The sequence below is a fragment of the Microbacterium esteraromaticum genome, from assembly GCF_014084045.1.
GTDB lineage: Bacteria > Actinomycetota > Actinomycetes > Actinomycetales > Microbacteriaceae > Microbacterium > Microbacterium esteraromaticum_D.
Genome location: NZ_CP043732.1, coordinates 1,260,923 through 1,278,513, shown reverse-complemented (window position 1 = coordinate 1,278,513; position 17,591 = coordinate 1,260,923). Strand labels below are relative to the sequence as shown.

Here is a 17,591-nt window from a genome sequence, read left to right as displayed (position 1 = left end):
GACGCCACGGGTTGACAGGCGATTCCCGATTCAGGCAGTGGGTCCGAACCGGCTCGATCGGTGCGCGGGACGCCTGGCTGCGATCGACGGACTCAGCGCGCGGGCAGCATGACCGTCGGCGTGGGTGCCGCGGTGACGTGGCGCACATCGCGCGGAGCGCCGGTGCGCTCGTCGAGATCGACCACGCTCACCGATCCCGAGCGCTGCCCCGATACGAGCAGGGTGCCGTCGTAGACGAGGTGGTGACGCGGCCAGTCGACACCGGAGTCGGAGAGCGCGAGAGGCTCGAGCACCTCCCCGCCCCCGCGCACGCGCAGCGCCGCGAGGGTGTTGCTGCCGCGCAGCGCCGTGTAGAGCGTGTCGCCGTCGCGCGAGACGGCGAGCTCGGCGGGGAAGTCGAATCCCACCTGCGCGATCGGGGATGCAGGCGTCGCGGCGACGAGGCCCCAGCTCCCGTCGCGAGCGGATGCCAGGGTGAACACCTCGCACGAGTACTCGGTGACCACGTGCAGATGCCCGCTGGGGTGCAGCACCAGGTGCCTCGGGCCGGTGCCGCGCGGCAGCACGACCTCGTGGTCGAGGGCGAGCGCCGTCCCCGAGACCCTCCAGATGCGCACCAGGTCGAACCCGAGATCGGTGGTCGCGATCCGCCCGTCGGGGAGGAAGACCGCCGCATGGGCGTGCGACTGCCGCGGATCGGCGCCGGCGGGCACGGGGTGCGGATCGCGGGCGCGCGACGGATCGGCATCCGGCCCCTCGTCGGCATCCGGCTCGCCGAACAGCGCCGCACGCAGAGCCGCCGCCCTGTCGACGCCGGGCGGCACGAGCGCGCCGTCGTCGGCGATGCCGAAGCGGGCCACGCGGCCGTCGCCGTAGCAGCTGGCGATCAGCATCCGCCCGCGGGGCGAGACCGCGAGGTGGCAGACGCCCTCGCCCGCGCTGACCGGCTCGCCGAGCGGGCGCAGTGCCGCCTCGCCGGCGCGAGCGAAGGCCTGCACCGTGCCCTGGCCCTCCAGCGCGGCGTAGACGACGTCGAGCGTCGGGTGCGCGGCCAGCCACGATGGCGACGGCGCGGCCGCCGCGACCCCGCGGTGCCGCAGCGTCGACGGCCCTCGACCGTCATCGACCGACAGGACGCCGATGCCCTCGGCTTCCCCGTCCATGTCGGCGCCGTAGCCGCCGGCCCAGAATCGCGTCATGCGTCATCCGCTCCGCTCGTCACCGCTCCGCTCGTCTTGCACAGATGTCGGCGGATCTCACGCCCGTCGGCCGGATTCGGCAGGATCGACCGACATCCGTGCATCGCGCCGACATCTGTGTCCACGAACCGCCGAACCGGTGCTCAGTCGACCAGCTCGTGACGCACGATGACCTGGTCGCGGGCGGGGCCGACGCCGATCACCGAGATGCGGGTGTTGCTCATCCGCTCGAGGGTGAGCACGTAGTCCTGCGCGTTCTGCGGCAGGTCCTCGAAGGAGCGGGCCTTCGAGATGTCCTCGCTCCACCCCGGGAACTCCTCGTAGATCGGCTTCGCATGGTGGAAGTCGGTCTGGTTCACCGGGACCTCGTCGAAGCGGGTGCCGTCGACGTCGTAGGCGACGCACACCGGGATCCGGTCGAGACCGGTCAGCACGTCGAGCTTGGTGAGGACGATGTCGGTGATGCCGTTCACGCGGGTCGCGTAGCGGGTGATCGGGGCGTCGTACCATCCGGTGCGGCGCTCGCGGCCGGTGGTGGTGCCGTATTCGCCGCCGGTCTTGCGCAGCCACTCGCCCACCTCGTCGTCCAGCTCGGTCGGGAACGGGCCGGAGCCGACACGGGTGGTGTACGCCTTCACGATCCCGACGATGCGGTCGAGCCGGTTGGGGCCGACGCCGGATCCGGATGCCGCTCCCGCGGCGGTCGCGGTCGACGAGGTCACGAAGGGGTAGGTGCCGTGGTCAACGTCGAGCATGGTCGCCTGGCCTGCCTCGAACACGACGACCTCGCCGCGATTCAGCGCCTCGTCGACCAGGTGGCCGGTGTCGGCGACCATGGGGCGCAGCCGCTCGGTGTACGAGAGCAGGTCGTCGACGATCTCGTCGACCGTGATCGAGCGGCGGTTGAACACCTTCACGAGCAGGTGGTTCTTCTGGTCGAGCGCGCCCTCGACCTTCTGGCGCAGGATGTTCTCGTCGAAGAGGTCCTGCACCCGGATGCCGACGCGGTTGATCTTGTCGGCGTACGCGGGTCCGATGCCGCGGCCGGTGGTGCCGATGCGCCGGTTGCCGAGGAAGCGCTCGGTGACCTTGTCGAGCGTGCGGTGGTACGCGGTGATGATGTGCGCGTTGGCGCTGATCTTCAGGCGCGAGGTGTCGACGCCGCGGGCGTCGAGCGCGTCGAGCTCCTGGAACAGCACGGCGAGGTCGACGACCACGCCGTTGCCGATGACCGCGTTGACACCCGGGCTGAGGATGCCCGAGGGCAGCAGGTGCAGGGCGTACTTCTCGTCGCCGATGACGACCGTGTGGCCGGCGTTGTTGCCGCCGTTGAACTTGACCACCCAGTCGGTGCGCTCGCCGAGCAGGTCGGTGGCCTTGCCCTTGCCCTCATCGCCCCACTGGACGCCGACGATCACGATTCCTGGCATGCGTGTACCCCCTGGTGCTGCACGCTTTCGCCGGGTTTGCACCGGCAGATGAGCTGGCCCTGATCGGGCGAGTCCATCCTATCGGAGAGGCCTTTCGCCCCCTGGGGCCACGGCCGATACGTGCCACAGATGGCACCCCTACCGCCGTGGGCTCAGAAGCATCTCGAGAGTCCGGAAGGTGTCAGCCATGAGCGGTTGACGTCGCTCGACCGTGTGTTCGTCATTGACTGCTGGGCGCCGCTGGAGTGCCGAAAGCCCTCACACCGACCACGTGCGCGTGGTCGGCACCATTTGTGGCGTGAGCCACGATGCGCAATCCGTCGATTGCGATCGGGAGCGCGAGCGGAATGCGAACGCGGCGGTGACGGTTCTCGCGGACCTTCTGCAACGTTGACCACCGGCCGCCGATCCGGACCAGAACATCGAAATCACGCAGCAGCGTCGGCATGATGCGGTCCGGCGTCCAGTGATGGTGGAGATTGACCAGATCAATCATGAGGTCTGCGTCGAGCAGCACCTGCACCTCGTGCACGGACACGGGCGCATCCCAACTCAGATCCAGCGTCGGGTTCGCGTCGACGGCGAGCCTCTCGGATGACCACATCTGCGGTCCACCGTAAGGGCGGCTGTAGCCCCCGAGCACGCGCGCTGGCGCAAAGGTCCCTGTCACCCCCCGCACCCGCACAGCGAACCCCTGCCCCGTCGCAAAACGCTTCCAGTGTCGGAACTGCAGGGGCCATGCCTCGTGACTTTCCAGAGGCCTCCGGCGCATGAAGCTCAGCCCGGGAGCATCGGCGTCGGACGATTCGACGAACACTCGGTCGTCAGCGCGGAGCACGACGACCACGTTCTCGCCGTCTTCCGCCGGACGTGCGGGAAGTGGCACATCCACCCGCAACCACGCCGGGTCGCTGGCGGCCACGTCGATCGTCGTCTTGGCGAGAACCCGATCAGGCAGGTAGTTGCGGGCCTTGGACACCCCGTGGACGTCGAGGGCAAGCACGCTGTCCTCGATCGCGCCGACACGGATCTCGAGCTGCAGGACATCGCCTGACACCGGCACGACGACCGCCAGGTCGGAGGCGAGGGCGAGGGCCTCACCACCAGGAGTCGTCTCGAGCACAGCGCGCGTGGATGAGGCGGAGACACGCGCATCCAACGCGTGATCACTCGGATCGAGATGGCGCAACCCGAGTGCGCTCGAGTCGGCCCGTGTCATCGCTGCACGCATGCGCCAGAACTCGACCCCGGCGAGCTCTCGCGGTGTCAGGCCCTCACGCGTGCCGATCGCCGCCGCCAATCCCACCGCCTCGCCGAGCGCGGCGCAGGTCGCCATCACGCGAGTGGAGCCGAAAGCCACGTGCGTCGCGGAGATGTTCCGCCCCGCCATCCACAGGTTGCCGACATTGCGGGAGTAGAGGGAGCGAAGCGGGATGTCGTAGTTGCCATCCGAGAACCAGTGGCGTGATGCGGGGGCCGAGCTGTACACGCCACCCGCCGGATGCAGATCGATTGACCAGCCGCCGAACGTGACTGCGTCCGGGAAGTCCCGCTGGCTGAGGATGTCCTCCTGCGTGAGCACGTGGTCGCCGATCAGACGCCGATACTCCCGCTTGCCAGGCACGGCGCCGATCCACTCCAGGGTGAGGTTCTCGACCCCCTCGAACTCCCCCGAGTTCTTGATGTGGTCCCAGATGCCATAGCAGATCCCCTGCAGTTCATCGCGGATGAGCTCGTTCTCATCCGTGACATCCCGCTCCCCGCCCCACTCGATCCACCAGAACGCGCAGCCGCGCATGTCGCTGCGGATCACGCGCCGGCTCGGGATATCCGTCTGCGAGATGTCGACGGCGAACGATGGCGGCACGAACTCGGAGGGGTGGCCGGCGTCCTTGCTGTAGAACAGGATCGTCGACCCGAGCAGTTCCGAATCGGTGGCATCTGGAGCCCAGGACTCTCCGAAGTCCTCCCGGCTCTCCCGCCCGATCATGTACTCAGCACCGGCAAGATGCCCCACGAGCGCATCGCCCGAGCAGTCGACGTACGCCGGAGACCGAAAACGGATTCGACGCTCTGACCCCATCTGCCACCCAGTGACCGAGTCGATGCGTCTCTGTTCCGGTGAACCGCTCGCCTCTACTTCATGGACATCTGTGTTGAGGAACAAGGTGATGTTCTCTTCGGCCCGAACGGCCTCGAGCACGACGAGATCCCAGTAGTAGGGATTCCCCTCCGGATTACGGAACTGGTTCTCCAGCCAGAGTTCGCCCATGATCCCGGTCTCCCGTGCCCATTGGTGCGCGTCGAAGGCCGTTGCGCCGCGAACCCACACCCGCACCTCGGACGAGGAGTTCCCCCGAGCACGGGCCGGTTCTGCACCAGCGCGACGCGAGCGCCGGACCGTGCCGCGGCGATGGCCGCGCACACTCCTGCCAATCCCCCGCCGACGACGGTGATGTCGCTTTCGAACGTGATCTCTCTCATGGTCTCTTTCCGCCTGTGGGCATGGTTCGGTGACTCAGCGCATGCAGAACGTGATCGAGACGCCCGCGACCGGCGGGCGTCTCGATCTTGTGGGTCCGGTCAGGCCCTCGCCGCGGCGTACTCGTCGGCGATCCTGTCGCCGCCACCGGAGCGCCAGCGCTTCACCGCCGCTTCGAGGTCGCCCATCTTCCGGCGACCCTGCACGACTTCGCTGATCGCGTCACGCACGTCGCGATCGAGCGATGTGCCCAGCGAGGTCTGCGAATCGGAGATGAGACCGACTGTGGGCAGCTCCACGCCACCCTCCACGACCTTCTTCTGCAGCTCCCAGTTCTGCTTCGTGATCTCCGGCGCCCCCGGCGTGTAGATGGCCGTTGGGAAGCCTGAGGCGAATCGCACGGGCACTGCCGAGACGTCTGCGACGCCGGTCTCGGTGAGCACGGGCTCGCCGTCAGCCCAGGTGAAGTGCGTGCCTTCTGCCCCGTAGGTACGGTAGAGGTGCTCAGCCGTTCCGAAGGGCGCGGCGAGGTAGTCCTGCACCCGCAGAAGCTCCTTGATGCGATCGGGCTTCGCGTCGGCGTTGATCGCGGCGAAGGTGTACAGGCCGTTCAGCAGCCACTTCGCCGCCAGACCACCGCCGTCGTGGCGGGGCGCCAGCAGCGGTTCGACCCGGAACCCGGCGATGCTGGCGTTATCCCTGTAGAAGTTGGGCCACCACATGAATCCGGACGAGTTGATCACCGTGTGCCCCGCGCTGAAGTTCTGCAGGTTGTTCGACTGACCCGAGAACGCGTCGGGATGGAACACGCCTGCCTCGTGCATTCGAACGAGGAACTCGACGCCTCGGAGGAACGACTCGCTCTCCCACATGCGTGTGAAGGCACCGGAGTCGTCGACCTTCCACTGGTTCGGCGCACCGAACATCTCCATCACCCAGTCCGTGATCGTGGGCCAGCTGGCGATCGCCCAGCGCGATGCGGACTTGTCGGTGACCTCCTTGCAGAAGTCGAGGAAACTCTGTGCGTCCTGCAGATCAGGCTTGACGCCGAGCGAGTCGGTGATGTCGGAGCGGTAGAAGAGCGGGCTGCTGGCGCGGACCGAGGGATATGGAACGCCCCAGATGCTCCCGTTGATCATCACGTTCTTCCACGCCGAAGTCGGCAGGTTCGCCAGCATGGGGTACTCGAGCACGGCGTCACCACCGAGGTACTCATTGAGGTTCGCGAACCGGCGCGGAAGAAGCTGATTCAACTGCGGCACATCGAGGTTCAGCTGGACCAGGTCAGGCAACTGCCCGCCTGCGATCGCTGTGCTGAGCCGTGCCTGATAGTCCGCGCCGGGCACACCATTGATGTCGAGGTCAGCGCCGAGGCGGTCGTTGAGACCGGCCCAGAACGTGTTCCCCGGAGGCTTCTGGGGCAGGTTGTCAAGAGCGCACATGAAGCTGACAGGTGACGTGGCCGGTTTGCCACTGATCGCGGCCACCGGATTCGACGGATAGCGGTAGAAAGCTTCCGGAACGCCGTCGGCCCCCGGGAGATCCGGTTTCACGCCCGTGAACGCACGGTAGGTCGGCAACGCAGCAGCTTTCCCGCCCGCACCGGCTCCGGCCGGTCCGCCCTGCGGCGCGCACCCCGTGAGCACCGCGGCGATGCTGGCGGCACCCAATCCGGCGCCGATCAGCAGGTTCCGTCGTGTCAGCGTCGACATCAGTTACCTCTTTCTTCTGGTGTGTTGGTGGTTCTCAAGACGACGACGCCCCTCGGCCAGGTGCAGTCGCAGTTCGCTTTCGCTGGTGTGATCGAGGTCGCTGATGATCGCGAGCACGAATGGTGCGGCCTCGTCGGTGTCGATCGAGATCGCACCCGAGATGTGCTTGGGGCCCAGCCAGGAACTGATCACCAGTGCGTCACCGCGCAGGTTCTGCTTTGCCGCCTCCAGAACGCCCTCGGGTGTCGCCGGGACGGCAGTCGTCGGGCGTTCCCACCCGAGCTCGTCGCCGGACGCTCGGAGCGCATCGAGCATCGTCTGCTCGGGCAGTTCCAACAGGACACGCAGGCTCGCCGTTGACAGGTGGAGCGGATACCGCCTGGTCGAGAAGGAGATGCGCTGGCCGGCAATGGATCGCAGGAAGTAGAGCGGCCGCCCGTTGACGACGGTGGCCAGCGTGACCTCACAATCGGGGTGCTCCTGCGCGATCGCGTTCATCGGCTCGCGCAGCTCCGAGACCAAAGGGAACGCCTCGATGGCATCCGCGCCCATCGCGAACACGCGCAGGTCAGGCTCGAAGCCACCGCCTGACGCCGCTCGCGCATAGCCGGAGGCGACCAGTGTCCTCATCAAGCGTGATGCCGACGTCTGGTGGACTCCCAGCGCTTCGCCGATCTCCGTCCCGGTCAGGGGCTTTCCCGCTCTGACGAGCAGCCCCAGGGCATCCAGCGCACGCTCCACCCCCTGGTTACGGGAATCGGCCCGGTCCGCGTCATTCGCCATCATGGTTCTCCAGTTCCCGAGGCGCGTCGAAGTGCTCGATCGCACGGGCAATATCGCGGATCGATTCCTCGATGTGCGCCTCGTATCTTGCGGTTGTCGGCCGCCATGTCGTCTGCATGAATCCGAGCAGACGCTCAGGGCGGATGTTCCGCAGAGCGTAGTCGACGGTGCGCGTGAGATTGTCCGCATAGAGCCAGTTCGAGGCAGCGGGGATCTGGTCGAAGCCGTTCTGGTCGAGGTCGACGTAGGCGCGGTACTGTTCGATCGCGCCGAGACGAATCGGTGTGCTGCTCCTCGGGGCTCCGTCAAACAGGTTCCGGTAGTACCAGTTGCTCTGGAGTACATCCCGCGACATGCGGGCATAGAACTCCCGTGGGTGAGCCCACGCGTAGTCCGACCAGATCCATGCGCGGGCGTCATGCCGTTCGACAGCGCCGACGAGTAGTTCGAGGTCGTGCCACCAGAGCTCACCCTGCCTGGCGACGGCGAGCTCCCACCCGATTTGAGAGGCGGCATTCTCTTCATCCATCCCGATGTGGAAGAAGCGCGGAGCGAAGATCTCTGCTACTTCGTCGATGAGTTCGGTGCACACCTTGTAGTAGGTCTCGGTTGACACCATGCGCGAGTATGTGCCCAGCCAGGCGTCGTGGGTCGTGCTGAAGTTGAGCTTCGGGATCGGCTCCAGCCCGAGGTCACGCAGACGACCCAGTTCATCGCGAAGCCGGTCCACCGACCAGGCACCCTCCACCGCGATCTCCGGATGGGAGCGGTAGTGCACCCCGTCGCCGAGGTCGATGACGACCATGTTCGCCCCGGCATCCGCCAGTCGCTGTGTGATGCGAGCCCAGACATCGTCCTCGCAGAGCAGCTGCGGGTGATAGGAATTCGCGCCTGCTCCGGGCACGTCCTCCCACATGTTCATGCTCAGGTGCATCAGGTGGCCCCAGATGGGCGTCGCCGTCGTCGTCATGTTGGTCGTCATCCCTTCACGGCGCCGATCATGACGCCCTTGGCGAAGTGCTTCTGCAGGAACGGGTAGATCAAGCAGATGGGTACGAGAGAGATCACCAGGATCGCCATCTGCAGAGATTCCTGGGGAGGAGGCGCCTCGCCGATCGTGGCCAGGATCTCGTTCTTATCCACGACGTATGTCCGCAACACCAGCTGCAGCGGCCACTTCTCGGTCGAGTTGATGTACAGCACGGCGTTGAAGAAGGCGTTCCAGTAGGCCACCGCGTTGAACAGGCCCACGACCGCGATGGGGGCCTTGGACATGGGAAGCACAACAGACCAGAGTGTTCGCAGTTCGCCGGCTCCGTCGATTCGAGCGGCATCGACGAGTTCCCGCGGGATCTCGAGGAAGAAGCCGCGCATCAGAACGACCTGGAATCCGGTCACCAGCCCTGGGAGGATGAGCGACCAGTATGAATCAAGGAGGCCCAACGACTTGATAAGGAGGTAGTTGGGGATCATCCCTGCCGAGAACAGCATGGTGAACAGGACGAGCAGCAGGATCGGCCTGTGCGCGAAGGTGCCGGGCCGGGACAGTGCGTATGCGAGACAGGTCGTGACCACGAGGGACAAACCGGTTCCGACGGCGGTCACTCCAATCGACACGATCGTGGCACGGGTGACGATACCGCCGCTGAACACCGCACGATACGCCTCGAACGTCGGTGCCGTCGGCCACAGTACGTACCCGCCAGCGGATCGGATCTGCGACTCGTCAGCCAGGCTAGTGGAGACGACTGCAATGAAGGGGATCACGATGACCATGCAGCAGGCGAACAGCACAATGCCCTTCAACGCGCGCATGGCTAACGACGGCGGGTGAGTTCCGCCGAGTCTCTGTCTCGTTGTCGTCATCGATCAGTCCTTCGAATACACGCCGCGCTCACCGAACACGTGAGCAAGCTTGTTGGCGCCGAGCACCAGCGCGGTCCCGACCAGTCCCTTGATCAGGCCGGCAGCCGCGGAGACTCCCCATTCGCCGCCTGCGATTCCCCGGTTATAGACGTATGTGTCGAGCACCTCGGACGCTTGGAGGCCGACGGCTTCCTGCTGTAGATAGATCTGCTCGAATCCGACGGTGAGCACATCCCCTAGTCGCAGGATGAGGAGCAGGATGATCACACCGCGGATCGCGGGCAGTGTGACATGCCAGAGCTGACGCCATCGTCCGCCGCCATCGATCGCGACGGCCTCGTAAAGCTGTACATCCACCTGCGAGATCGCCGCGAGGAAGATGATGGTGCCCCATCCGGCGTCCTTCCAGATCACCTGCGAAGTGATCAGTGCGATGAACCCGTCCGGGTTGCCGATCACATGCCAGATCGGCAACCCGTTCTGAGCGAACCAGGTGTTCAGCATCCCGGCATCGCCGAGGATCTGCTGGAAGAGCGCCACGACGATGACCCAGGAGATGAAATGAGGCAGGTACAGCACAGACTGCACGAGCCGCTTCAGCCGCTCACTCAGCAAAGAGTCCAGGAGTAGCGCGAGAGCAATCGGCACGGGAAATACGAGAACCAACTGCACGAGGGCGATCACAAGCGTGTTCAGCAGCGCGTTCACGAAGAACGGGTCGCCGGCGAAGAGCACCGCGAAGTTGTCGAGGCCCACCCAAGGCGCCTCCGGGATGGTGAGGAACGGCTGATAGTCCTTGAACGCGATGACGTTGCCGAGCAATGGCACGTAGTGGAACAGAAGGACGAGCAGGACGCCGGGAAGCGCGAGCATGATCAGTCCGCGGTCGCGGATGAACCGCCCCTGTCCGGGGCGACGGCTGTGCGACATCGAACCTCCTTGGTCAAGCGTTCAGCGCTGTCGTGACAGTATCACAAGCGCACAGCGCTTGACAATTGGGGTGGTGAGCCGCGACCATGCCCCTATGGATTCATCAATGAAGCTGAAGGCCATCCCCATGGATCGCCGCCTGTTCCTCGGCCTCGCCGGCACCTCTGCCGCCATCGGGGCATCGCTGCTGCTCGACAGCCGCAGCGTCGCCGCGTGGACCGTCCCCCCCTCAGCAGTCACGGACTCCGCGGCGAACGCCACGTTCGCCATGTTGCGCATCCGGTGGCGTGACCTGAACCTCGGGGTGGGCTTCGACCCCACCGCGGCGCCCTTCCAGGCGAAACTCCTGAGCCTGGGCACCCAGGCGCTGTCCTTCATGAACACGATGGCGCCCGCGCGTGGCTCGCTGTGGCCGACGCTCAGCTACCTCGACCCCGAGCCGGACGGCGATGCCGAGTCGATCGCGTTCACCGCCAAGATCACCAGCTCTTTCCAGAGGCTGTGGACCATGGCTGAGGCCTGGGCACAGCCGGGCACGGGGCACACGGGCTCTCAGACCCTGCTCGATGCGGTCATCGCCGGCCTTGACCACCTCACCAGCGATGCATACTCCCCGGCGCACCCTCGCTTCGGTAATTGGTGGGACTTCCAGATCGGAGCGGCTCGGGCTCTCGGCGACACGGCGACACTCGTGTTCGAGCACCTCTCCAGTGCACGACGAGCACACTACGCCGCGTGCATCGACTTCTATCTGCCCGACCCGGTCGTGAGCTCGTACACGGGGCTGAGCACTGGCGCCAACCGGGTCGACCTCTGCCGTGCGATCGCCATCAGCGCTCTCCTGTCGGAGAACTCCGCGCGGCTCTCCTTGGCCAGCGCCGCGCTCAGCCCGGTCTTCGATCACGTGACCACCGGAGACGGCTACTACGCGGATGGATCGTTCATTCAGCACGACACCGTCCCGTACATCGGCAGTTATGGCGCCGTACTGTCAGACGGCGTCGGCCGATTGCTCGCGCTGCTACACGGAACCGAGTGGGAGATCGCACCTCCGAACCTGCCCAAGTTCTTCGATGCGGTCGACAAGGCGGTCGCCCCGCTTCTGTACAACGGGTTCATGATGGATTCCGTCTCGGGCCGCAGTATCGCTCGGCCGGCCACCTCGGGCTTCGTGCGCGCGCATTCGCACCTCGCATCCATCGCGCTGATCGCGAAGGGTGTCGAGAGCGCCACGGCTGAGCGCTGGCGGTCGATGGTCAAGGGCTGGCTGTTGCGCAACGCTGTGGAACCCGCCATGGGCTACTCCGCCGCCACCACGGTGCGACTGGCCTACCTCGACGAACTGCTTCGCGGCACCGACGTGCCGCCTGCTCCCGAAAGGGCCGAGAGCAGGGTCTTCGCGCAGATGGACCGCGTCGCGCACAAGCGCGTCGACTGGGCGGCTGCGCTGTCCATGGCGTCGGCTCGCACCTGCTACTACGAGTACGGAAACGGGGAGAATCTGCGCGGATGGAACACCAGCAATGGCTGGATCCAGTGGCTCACCCCGAACACCATGGATCAGTACACGGGCAACTTCTGGCCTACCGTCGACCCCTACCACCACACGGGAACCACGACCTCACTGAAGCCGCTCAACGACGGCGAAGGCGTCGCATGGGGCCGCACGGCCCCGGACACCCCCTGGGTCGGCGGTGCAGGCGACGGATCGCTGAGCATCGCCGGCCAATATTTGAAAGCGATCTCCAGCACACTGGAGGCCCGCAAGTCCTGGATCTTCCTCGACGACAGGGTGATCTGCCTCGGCGCAGGCATCACCGCCTCGGATGCTGCAGCAATCCACACGACGATCGAGAACCGTCGTGTCAGAGCATCGAGCGACAACACCCTCACCTTGGACGGCGTGACATCGGTCCCGCGACCCGGTGACTCGGCGACGGTGACTGCCACGTGGGCCCATCTGAGCGACCACGGCGGCTATGTCTTCCCATCGGGCGAGACCGTGCACGCTTCCCGACAGACGCGCAGCGGTCGCTGGAGAGACATCAACTCATCGACGAGCAATACGCAGACCGTGTCCGAGACGTACGTGACGATGACGATTGATCACGGCGTCAACCCCGGCGATCAGGGATATTCCTATGTAATGCTCCCCGGTGCATCGTCAGAGCAGACTCGTCGCGCCGCCGCCTGCATCCATGGAACGGTGCAGATCCTGTCGAACACGGCCTCCGTCCAGGCGGTGCATCTTCCTCGGTTGAAGACCACTGCGGCGAATTTCTGGCAGTCGGCGACGGTCAAGGACCTTTCCTCTTCCGGACCCGCGTCAGTGCTGATCCGCGTCTCCGGCACGGAGGCGACGATCTGTGTCAGCGACCCGACACGCACCACCGGTCGGCTCGTCTTGACATGGGAGCGCGCCGTGAACGCCGTCCTCGAGCAGCCCGATACTCTCAGCGCCGTGACGACAGGTGAGCGCCTGCGCATGGAGTTCGAGGGGCTCGCCGGCACTCAGGGTGCGACGCAGGTCGTGCGTGTGAGCATCTGACTGGCGGGCCGATCGGCTCCTGCCGGGAACTCAGATCCGCCCCAGGAGCCAATCGGCCTGCCTGGCCCACTGCACCGCCTGCCCGCCCTCGTGGCCGTTGAACTCGTACACCTCGATCTCGGCATCCGACGACGCGCAGTGATTGAACGCCGCGAACACGCCGGACGGCGGGACGATGTCGTCCATCAACGCGACCGAGAACAGCGCCGGGGCGACGATCCGCCGTGCGAAGTTCACGCCGTCGAAGTAGGACAGGGTGTCGAACACGGCATCCACCCGATCACGGTGGACAGAGAGATAGCGCTCGATCTCTCGGAATGGGAACTGGGTCGCGATGGTCGCGGAACGCCGGAAATGGCAGAGGTATGGCACGTCCGGCAGGACGGCGCGTACGCCGGCATGCAGGCCGGCCGCCGCGAGACTGATACCTCCGCCTTGGCTGACTCCGGTGACCGCGATCCTCGCGGGATCGACGAACGGCAGAGTCTTCACGGCATCGATCAGCAGCACCGCATCGGTGAAGACCCGGCGGTAGAAGTAGCCGTCAGGATGCGAGATGCCACGTGTCATGAATCCTGCAACAGCCGGATCCGAGCCATGGGGATCGGGGGTGCGCCCGCCCGATCCCCAGCCACTGCCCTGCCCCCGCGTGTCCATGACGACGTGCACATATCCGGAGGCCGCCCATTTCAGATGATCACTCGGTGCGCCGCGACCGCCGTTGTACCCGATGTACTCCACCACTGCCGGCAGAGCGGTAGCGGTGCGGGGGCGGATGATCCAGCCGTGGATCGGCTCGCCCGCGAAGCCCGTGAACGTGAGGTCCTCGACGACGACCTCGGTGATCGGGCCATTCACCGAACGGACGGCGGGATCACCCGCGAGCGCACGCGACTCGGAAAGAGTGCGCGACCAGAACTGATCGAAATCATCAGGCTCGGCCACTTCTGGTCGGAAGGCCCGCAATTGATCCAGGGGAAGGTCGGTCAATGCCATAGCACCAGAGCATATCAAGCGCTGACCGCTTGAGTCCGTGGACCATCGCCCGTCCCCGCCGCTCGAGAGATGTCGGTGCCACCTGCCACGATCGGAGGATGCCCGCACCGGATCCTCTGATCGACTCCGCTCCCTCCGCACCGCGCCCGAGCGGATCGCTCGTGCTGCTCGCCGCCCTCGTGACGGTCGTGCTCTGGGCATCCGCTTTCATCGGCATCCGCGGCGCAGGACCGCACTACGACCCCGGCGCGCTCGCGCTGCTGCGGATGGGCGTCGGCACCGTCGCGCTGGGCCTGATCGCGTGGCGGCAGGGCATCCGCCTCCCGCAGCGGCGGCACTGGTGGCTCGTCGCGGTCTGGGGCATCGGCTGGTTCTGCGTGTACAACGTGGCGCTCAACGCCGCCGAGCTCACGCTCGACGCGGGCACAGCGGCGATGGTGGTCAACCTCGCGCCGCTCATGGTCGTGGTCTTCAGCGGACTGTTCCTGCGAGAGGGCTTCCCGCGGCCGCTGCTGATCGGCGCGCCGATCGCCTTCGCCGGCGTCGTGCTGATCGGGATGAATTCGCGAACGGATGCCGGGCTCGACGTCACCGGTCTTCTGCTGGCCCTGCTCGCCGCCGTCATGTACGCGGGGTGCACCCTGCTGCAGAAGCACCTGCTGACCTCGGGCGCCGATTCGACCACCCTCACGTGGCTCGGAGCGGCCGCGGGCACCGTCGCCCTGCTGCCGTGGACGGGCAGTCTCGTCGGGGCACTGCAGACCGCGCCGCTCGACGCGACGCTGTGGGTGATCTACCTCGGCATCTTCCCCACCGCGATCGCATTCACCACCTGGGCGTACGTGCTGCAGCGCAGCACCGCAGGGCAGACCTCGGCGACCACGTACGTCGTGCCGGCGATCGCGATCCTGCTGTCGTGGCTGATCCTCGGCGAGGTGCCGACGCCCCTGATGCTGCTCGGCGGCGCCCTGTGCCTGCTCGGCGTGCTCGTGACGCGCACGCGGTGGCGACGGCGCACCTGACGCGAACCGGACCGCCTGCTCGCTAGCATTCGAGCATGACGACCTGGTGGCCGTGGGGCCGACTCGCAGCATCCCTCCTCGGCTTTGCGGCGATCATCGCCCAGCTCATCCTCACTCTGACCATCGCGATTGGATCGACCACGGCGTGGGGCGGGCACCTGCCGACCGTCGTGGTGAACTTCTTCAGCTTCTTCACCGTGCTGTCGAACCTGGCGGCGGCTGTAGTGCTGGCCGTCGCGGCCGTGTGGGCCTGGACGACGGGGCGGGATGCCACGCGCGAGCCCCGATGGCTTGCCGTGACGCTCGCCTGCGTCGCGACGTACATGATCACCACGGGCATCGTCTACAACCTGCTGCTGCGAGGGATCGAGCTGCCGCAGGGCTCGACCGTGCCCTGGTCGAACGAGGTGCTGCACGTGATCATCCCGCTCTTCCTGCTGGCCGACGTGCTGTTCGCGCCGAAGCGGCGGATGCTGGGCTGGCCGGCCCTCGCGACGATCGCGGCGTTCCCCATCGTCTGGGCCGTGTACACCCTGGTGCGCGCGAACCTGATCACGTCGCCCGGCACCGGCGACGCGTACTGGTACCCGTATCCCTTCCTCAACCCGCACCTCACGCCGGGCGGCTACCTGGGCGTGGCAGGGTACATCGTCGGCATCGCCGTGGCGATCATCGCGGTCGGCGCCGGCGTCGTCTGGTGGTCGCGCAGGCGTGCGCAGGCTCGGGCTTCCCGCTGAGCGGGGCGGTCAGGCCCCGTTCGACGAGTGGAACCCGGCCTGGCGCACGGCCTCGCCCAGCAGCACGAAACCTCCCACCGCGAGAGTGAGCGCCCCGGCGGGGAAGTAGAGCAGGTGCGGGGCGTCGGCGAAGTACGCCTCGGCCTGCGAGAGCTGCAGCCCCCACGACAGAGCCGGAGCCTGCAGGCCGATTCCGAGGTAGGTGAGCGCGGCCTCGCTGGCGATCACCGCACCGACCTGCAGCGTTCCCAGCACGATCACCGGGCCCACCGTGTTCGGGATGACGTGAGACAGCAGGATCCGCCAGGTCGGCAGACCGAGCGCCTTGGCCGCCGTCACGAACGACCGAGCGCGGATCGAGATCGTCGACGTGCGCATCACGCGCATCGCGGCCGGCCACGAGAATGCGATCAGCACGGCCGAGACGAACCAGACGTTGCGCGCCTCGATGGAGTTGAGCACGAGCACGGCACCGAGAAGCAGCGGCACCGACACCACGACCTCTGAGATCCTCGACAGCAGGGTGTCGACCCATCCGCCCAGGTAGCCCGCGAGCATTCCGAGCACGATCGCGATGAGCGCCGTGCCCAGTGTGACGACGATGCCGACGGTGATCGAGTTGGCCGCGCCGTGCACGACGCTCGCGTACAGATCGCACCCCTGCACCGTGAAGCCGAAGGGATGCCCAGCCGCAGGATCCGGCGGGCGTCGCGAGAACGAGAGATCGCACTCGCGCGGGTCGCCGTGCCCGAAGAGGCCCGCGACGCTGGCGGGCCAGACGGTGATCAGGAGGAAGAACGCCACGAGCACAGCGCCGATCCAGAACTCGGGGTTGGCGGCGAGGCGACGGAGGACCCGCCCACCGCGCGGCGCGCGGGTTTCGGCGGTCTCCTCGGCGAGGAACGCGATGTCAGACATGAGAGATCCTTGGATCGAGAACACGGTGCAGCAGATCGACGAGCAGGTTCGCGACGAGCACCACGAGCACGCCCGCCGTCACGATCCCGACGACCACCGAGCCCTGCTGGGTGTTCACCGCTGTGAAGAGCGCCCGGCCGATGCCGGGCAGATTGAAGATCCCCTCGACGAGGACGGCCCCGCCGAAGAGCGACCCCAGGTCGAGGCCGAGATACGTGACGACGGGAACCATGGCGTTGCGCAGGACGTGACGGGTGCCCAGCCTCCACGGGGTGATGCCCCGCGATCGTGCCGTGCGCACGAAGTCCGCGTTCACGGTCTGCAGGATGCTGGTCCGAGTGAGCCGGGCGATCGGCCCGACGCCGAGGGCCGCGATGCAGGCCGCGGGAAGGATGAACGACATGGGCCACCCGTCGCCCGCTCCTGCGACGGGGAACCATCCGAGCTGAAGGCCGAGCACCTGCTGCGCGAAGAACGCCAGGACGAACGTGGGCACCGCGAGGCTCACGATCGTGATCGATGTCGCGATGCGATCGATGACGCCGCCGGGACGCACGGCCGCGATCGCTCCGACGCCGATGCCGACGATGAGCTCGATCACCCACGCGGTCAGCGCGAGCTTGACCGTGATCGGCCAGGCATGCCCCAGGATCGACCCGACGCTCTCGCCGGTTATCGTCGTGCCGAGGTCGCCCTGGAGCAGCCCCCAGACGTAGAGGCCGTACTGCACGATGACCGGCTGGTCCAGGTGGTAGTGCTGCTCGAGGTTTCGTCGCACGGCTTCGGTGAGCTGCGCGTCACCGGCGAGCGTGCCGAGCGGGTCGCCGGGGAGGGCGAAGACCGCCAGGAAGACCAGCAGTGACGTGCCGAAGAAGACGACGACGGCCTGGAGCAGTCGGTTGATGAACGGATGCATGGATGACTCCTGTACGTCGGGCCCTCCCGAGCTCTGCGGATCGGGAGGGCCC

General features: G+C 66.7%; 14 protein-coding genes and 2 pseudogenes. 3 read left to right on the top strand and 13 right to left on the bottom strand.

From position 1 onward, the window contains the following. Nucleotides 1-92: 92 nt before the first annotated feature. The 10 genes and pseudogenes from FVO59_RS06125 to FVO59_RS06090 form a co-directional block, all read right to left on the bottom strand. A complete protein-coding gene (locus FVO59_RS06125; RefSeq protein ID WP_182255713.1) occupies nt 93-1,199 on the bottom strand; it encodes a lactonase family protein in 1,107 nt (368 codons plus the stop codon). Between the two features lie 143 nt (nt 1,200-1,342). Next, on the bottom strand, nt 1,343-2,629 hold the full coding sequence (locus FVO59_RS06120; RefSeq protein WP_182255711.1) for an adenylosuccinate synthase: 1,287 nt from the start codon (nt 2,627-2,629) through the stop codon (nt 1,343-1,345). A 220-nt stretch (nt 2,630-2,849) separates the two neighbouring features. After that, nucleotides 2,850-4,901 carry an FAD-dependent oxidoreductase gene (locus FVO59_RS16400; protein WP_259363473.1) on the bottom strand — a complete coding sequence of 684 codons (2,052 nt, stop codon included), beginning with the start codon at nt 4,899-4,901 and terminating at the stop codon, nt 2,850-2,852. Between the two features lie 83 nt (nt 4,902-4,984). After that, a pseudogene (locus FVO59_RS16735) lies at nt 4,985-5,113 on the bottom strand (FAD-dependent oxidoreductase); the annotation flags it as partial. A 99-nt stretch (nt 5,114-5,212) separates the two neighbouring features. Next, a complete protein-coding gene (locus tag FVO59_RS06110; protein WP_182255709.1) occupies nt 5,213-6,823 on the bottom strand; it encodes an extracellular solute-binding protein in 1,611 nt (536 codons plus the stop codon). 3 nt (nt 6,824-6,826) lie between these two features. Then, entirely contained in the window at nt 6,827-7,375 is a 549-nt protein-coding gene (locus tag FVO59_RS06105) for an IclR family transcriptional regulator (RefSeq protein ID WP_259363472.1), read from the bottom strand. Between the two features lie 54 nt (nt 7,376-7,429). After that, nucleotides 7,430-7,606: pseudogene (locus FVO59_RS16730) on the bottom strand (helix-turn-helix domain-containing protein); the annotation flags it as partial. Continuing rightward, nucleotides 7,596-8,588, bottom strand: coding sequence for a glycoside hydrolase family 20 protein (locus FVO59_RS06100; RefSeq protein ID WP_182255705.1), 993 nt, complete (start codon nt 8,586-8,588; stop codon nt 7,596-7,598). The gene FVO59_RS06100 and the pseudogene FVO59_RS16730, both read right to left, overlap by 11 nt. Further along, the gene (locus FVO59_RS06095; protein ID WP_259363471.1) at nt 8,585-9,382 is read right to left on the bottom strand and encodes a carbohydrate ABC transporter permease; all 798 of its coding nucleotides are present in this window, start codon (nt 9,380-9,382) and stop codon (nt 8,585-8,587) included. The genes FVO59_RS06100 and FVO59_RS06095 overlap by 4 nt, the downstream gene beginning before the upstream one ends. Before the next feature lie 93 nt (nt 9,383-9,475). Beyond that, nucleotides 9,476-10,402 (bottom strand): ABC transporter permease, encoded by a 927-nt coding sequence (locus FVO59_RS06090; protein WP_182255701.1) that lies wholly within the window; start codon nt 10,400-10,402, stop codon nt 9,476-9,478. A gap of 94 nt (nt 10,403-10,496) precedes the next feature. Between FVO59_RS06090 and FVO59_RS06085 the strand changes: the two genes are divergently transcribed. Then, nucleotides 10,497-12,950, top strand: a complete 2,454-nt coding sequence (locus FVO59_RS06085; protein WP_182255699.1) for a polysaccharide lyase 8 family protein — start codon at nt 10,497-10,499, stop codon at nt 12,948-12,950. Nucleotides 12,951-12,980: 30 nt separating this feature from the next. Here the strand turns inward: FVO59_RS06085 and FVO59_RS06080 are convergent, their stop codons facing one another. After that, the gene (locus FVO59_RS06080) at nt 12,981-13,946 is read right to left on the bottom strand and encodes an acetylxylan esterase (RefSeq protein ID WP_182255697.1); all 966 of its coding nucleotides are present in this window, start codon (nt 13,944-13,946) and stop codon (nt 12,981-12,983) included. Between the two features lie 98 nt (nt 13,947-14,044). On the opposite strand from FVO59_RS06080, the gene FVO59_RS06075 reads away from it, so the two are divergent. Both FVO59_RS06075 and FVO59_RS06070 read left to right on the top strand, forming a co-directional pair. Next, nucleotides 14,045-14,968, top strand: a complete 924-nt coding sequence (locus tag FVO59_RS06075; RefSeq protein WP_182255695.1) for a DMT family transporter — start codon at nt 14,045-14,047, stop codon at nt 14,966-14,968. A 35-nt stretch (nt 14,969-15,003) separates the two neighbouring features. Further along, nucleotides 15,004-15,705 carry a Pr6Pr family membrane protein gene (locus FVO59_RS06070; RefSeq protein WP_182255693.1) on the top strand — a complete coding sequence of 234 codons (702 nt, stop codon included), beginning with the start codon at nt 15,004-15,006 and terminating at the stop codon, nt 15,703-15,705. A gap of 9 nt (nt 15,706-15,714) precedes the next feature. Here FVO59_RS06070 and FVO59_RS06065 read toward each other — a convergent pair whose 3' ends face one another. Further along, the gene (locus FVO59_RS06065) at nt 15,715-16,623 is read right to left on the bottom strand and encodes an ABC transporter permease (RefSeq protein ID WP_182255691.1); all 909 of its coding nucleotides are present in this window, start codon (nt 16,621-16,623) and stop codon (nt 15,715-15,717) included. Continuing rightward, entirely contained in the window at nt 16,616-17,539 is a 924-nt protein-coding gene (locus tag FVO59_RS06060; RefSeq protein ID WP_182255689.1) for an ABC transporter permease, read from the bottom strand. The genes FVO59_RS06065 and FVO59_RS06060 overlap by 8 nt, the downstream gene beginning before the upstream one ends. Nucleotides 17,540-17,591: the final 52 nt, after the last annotated feature.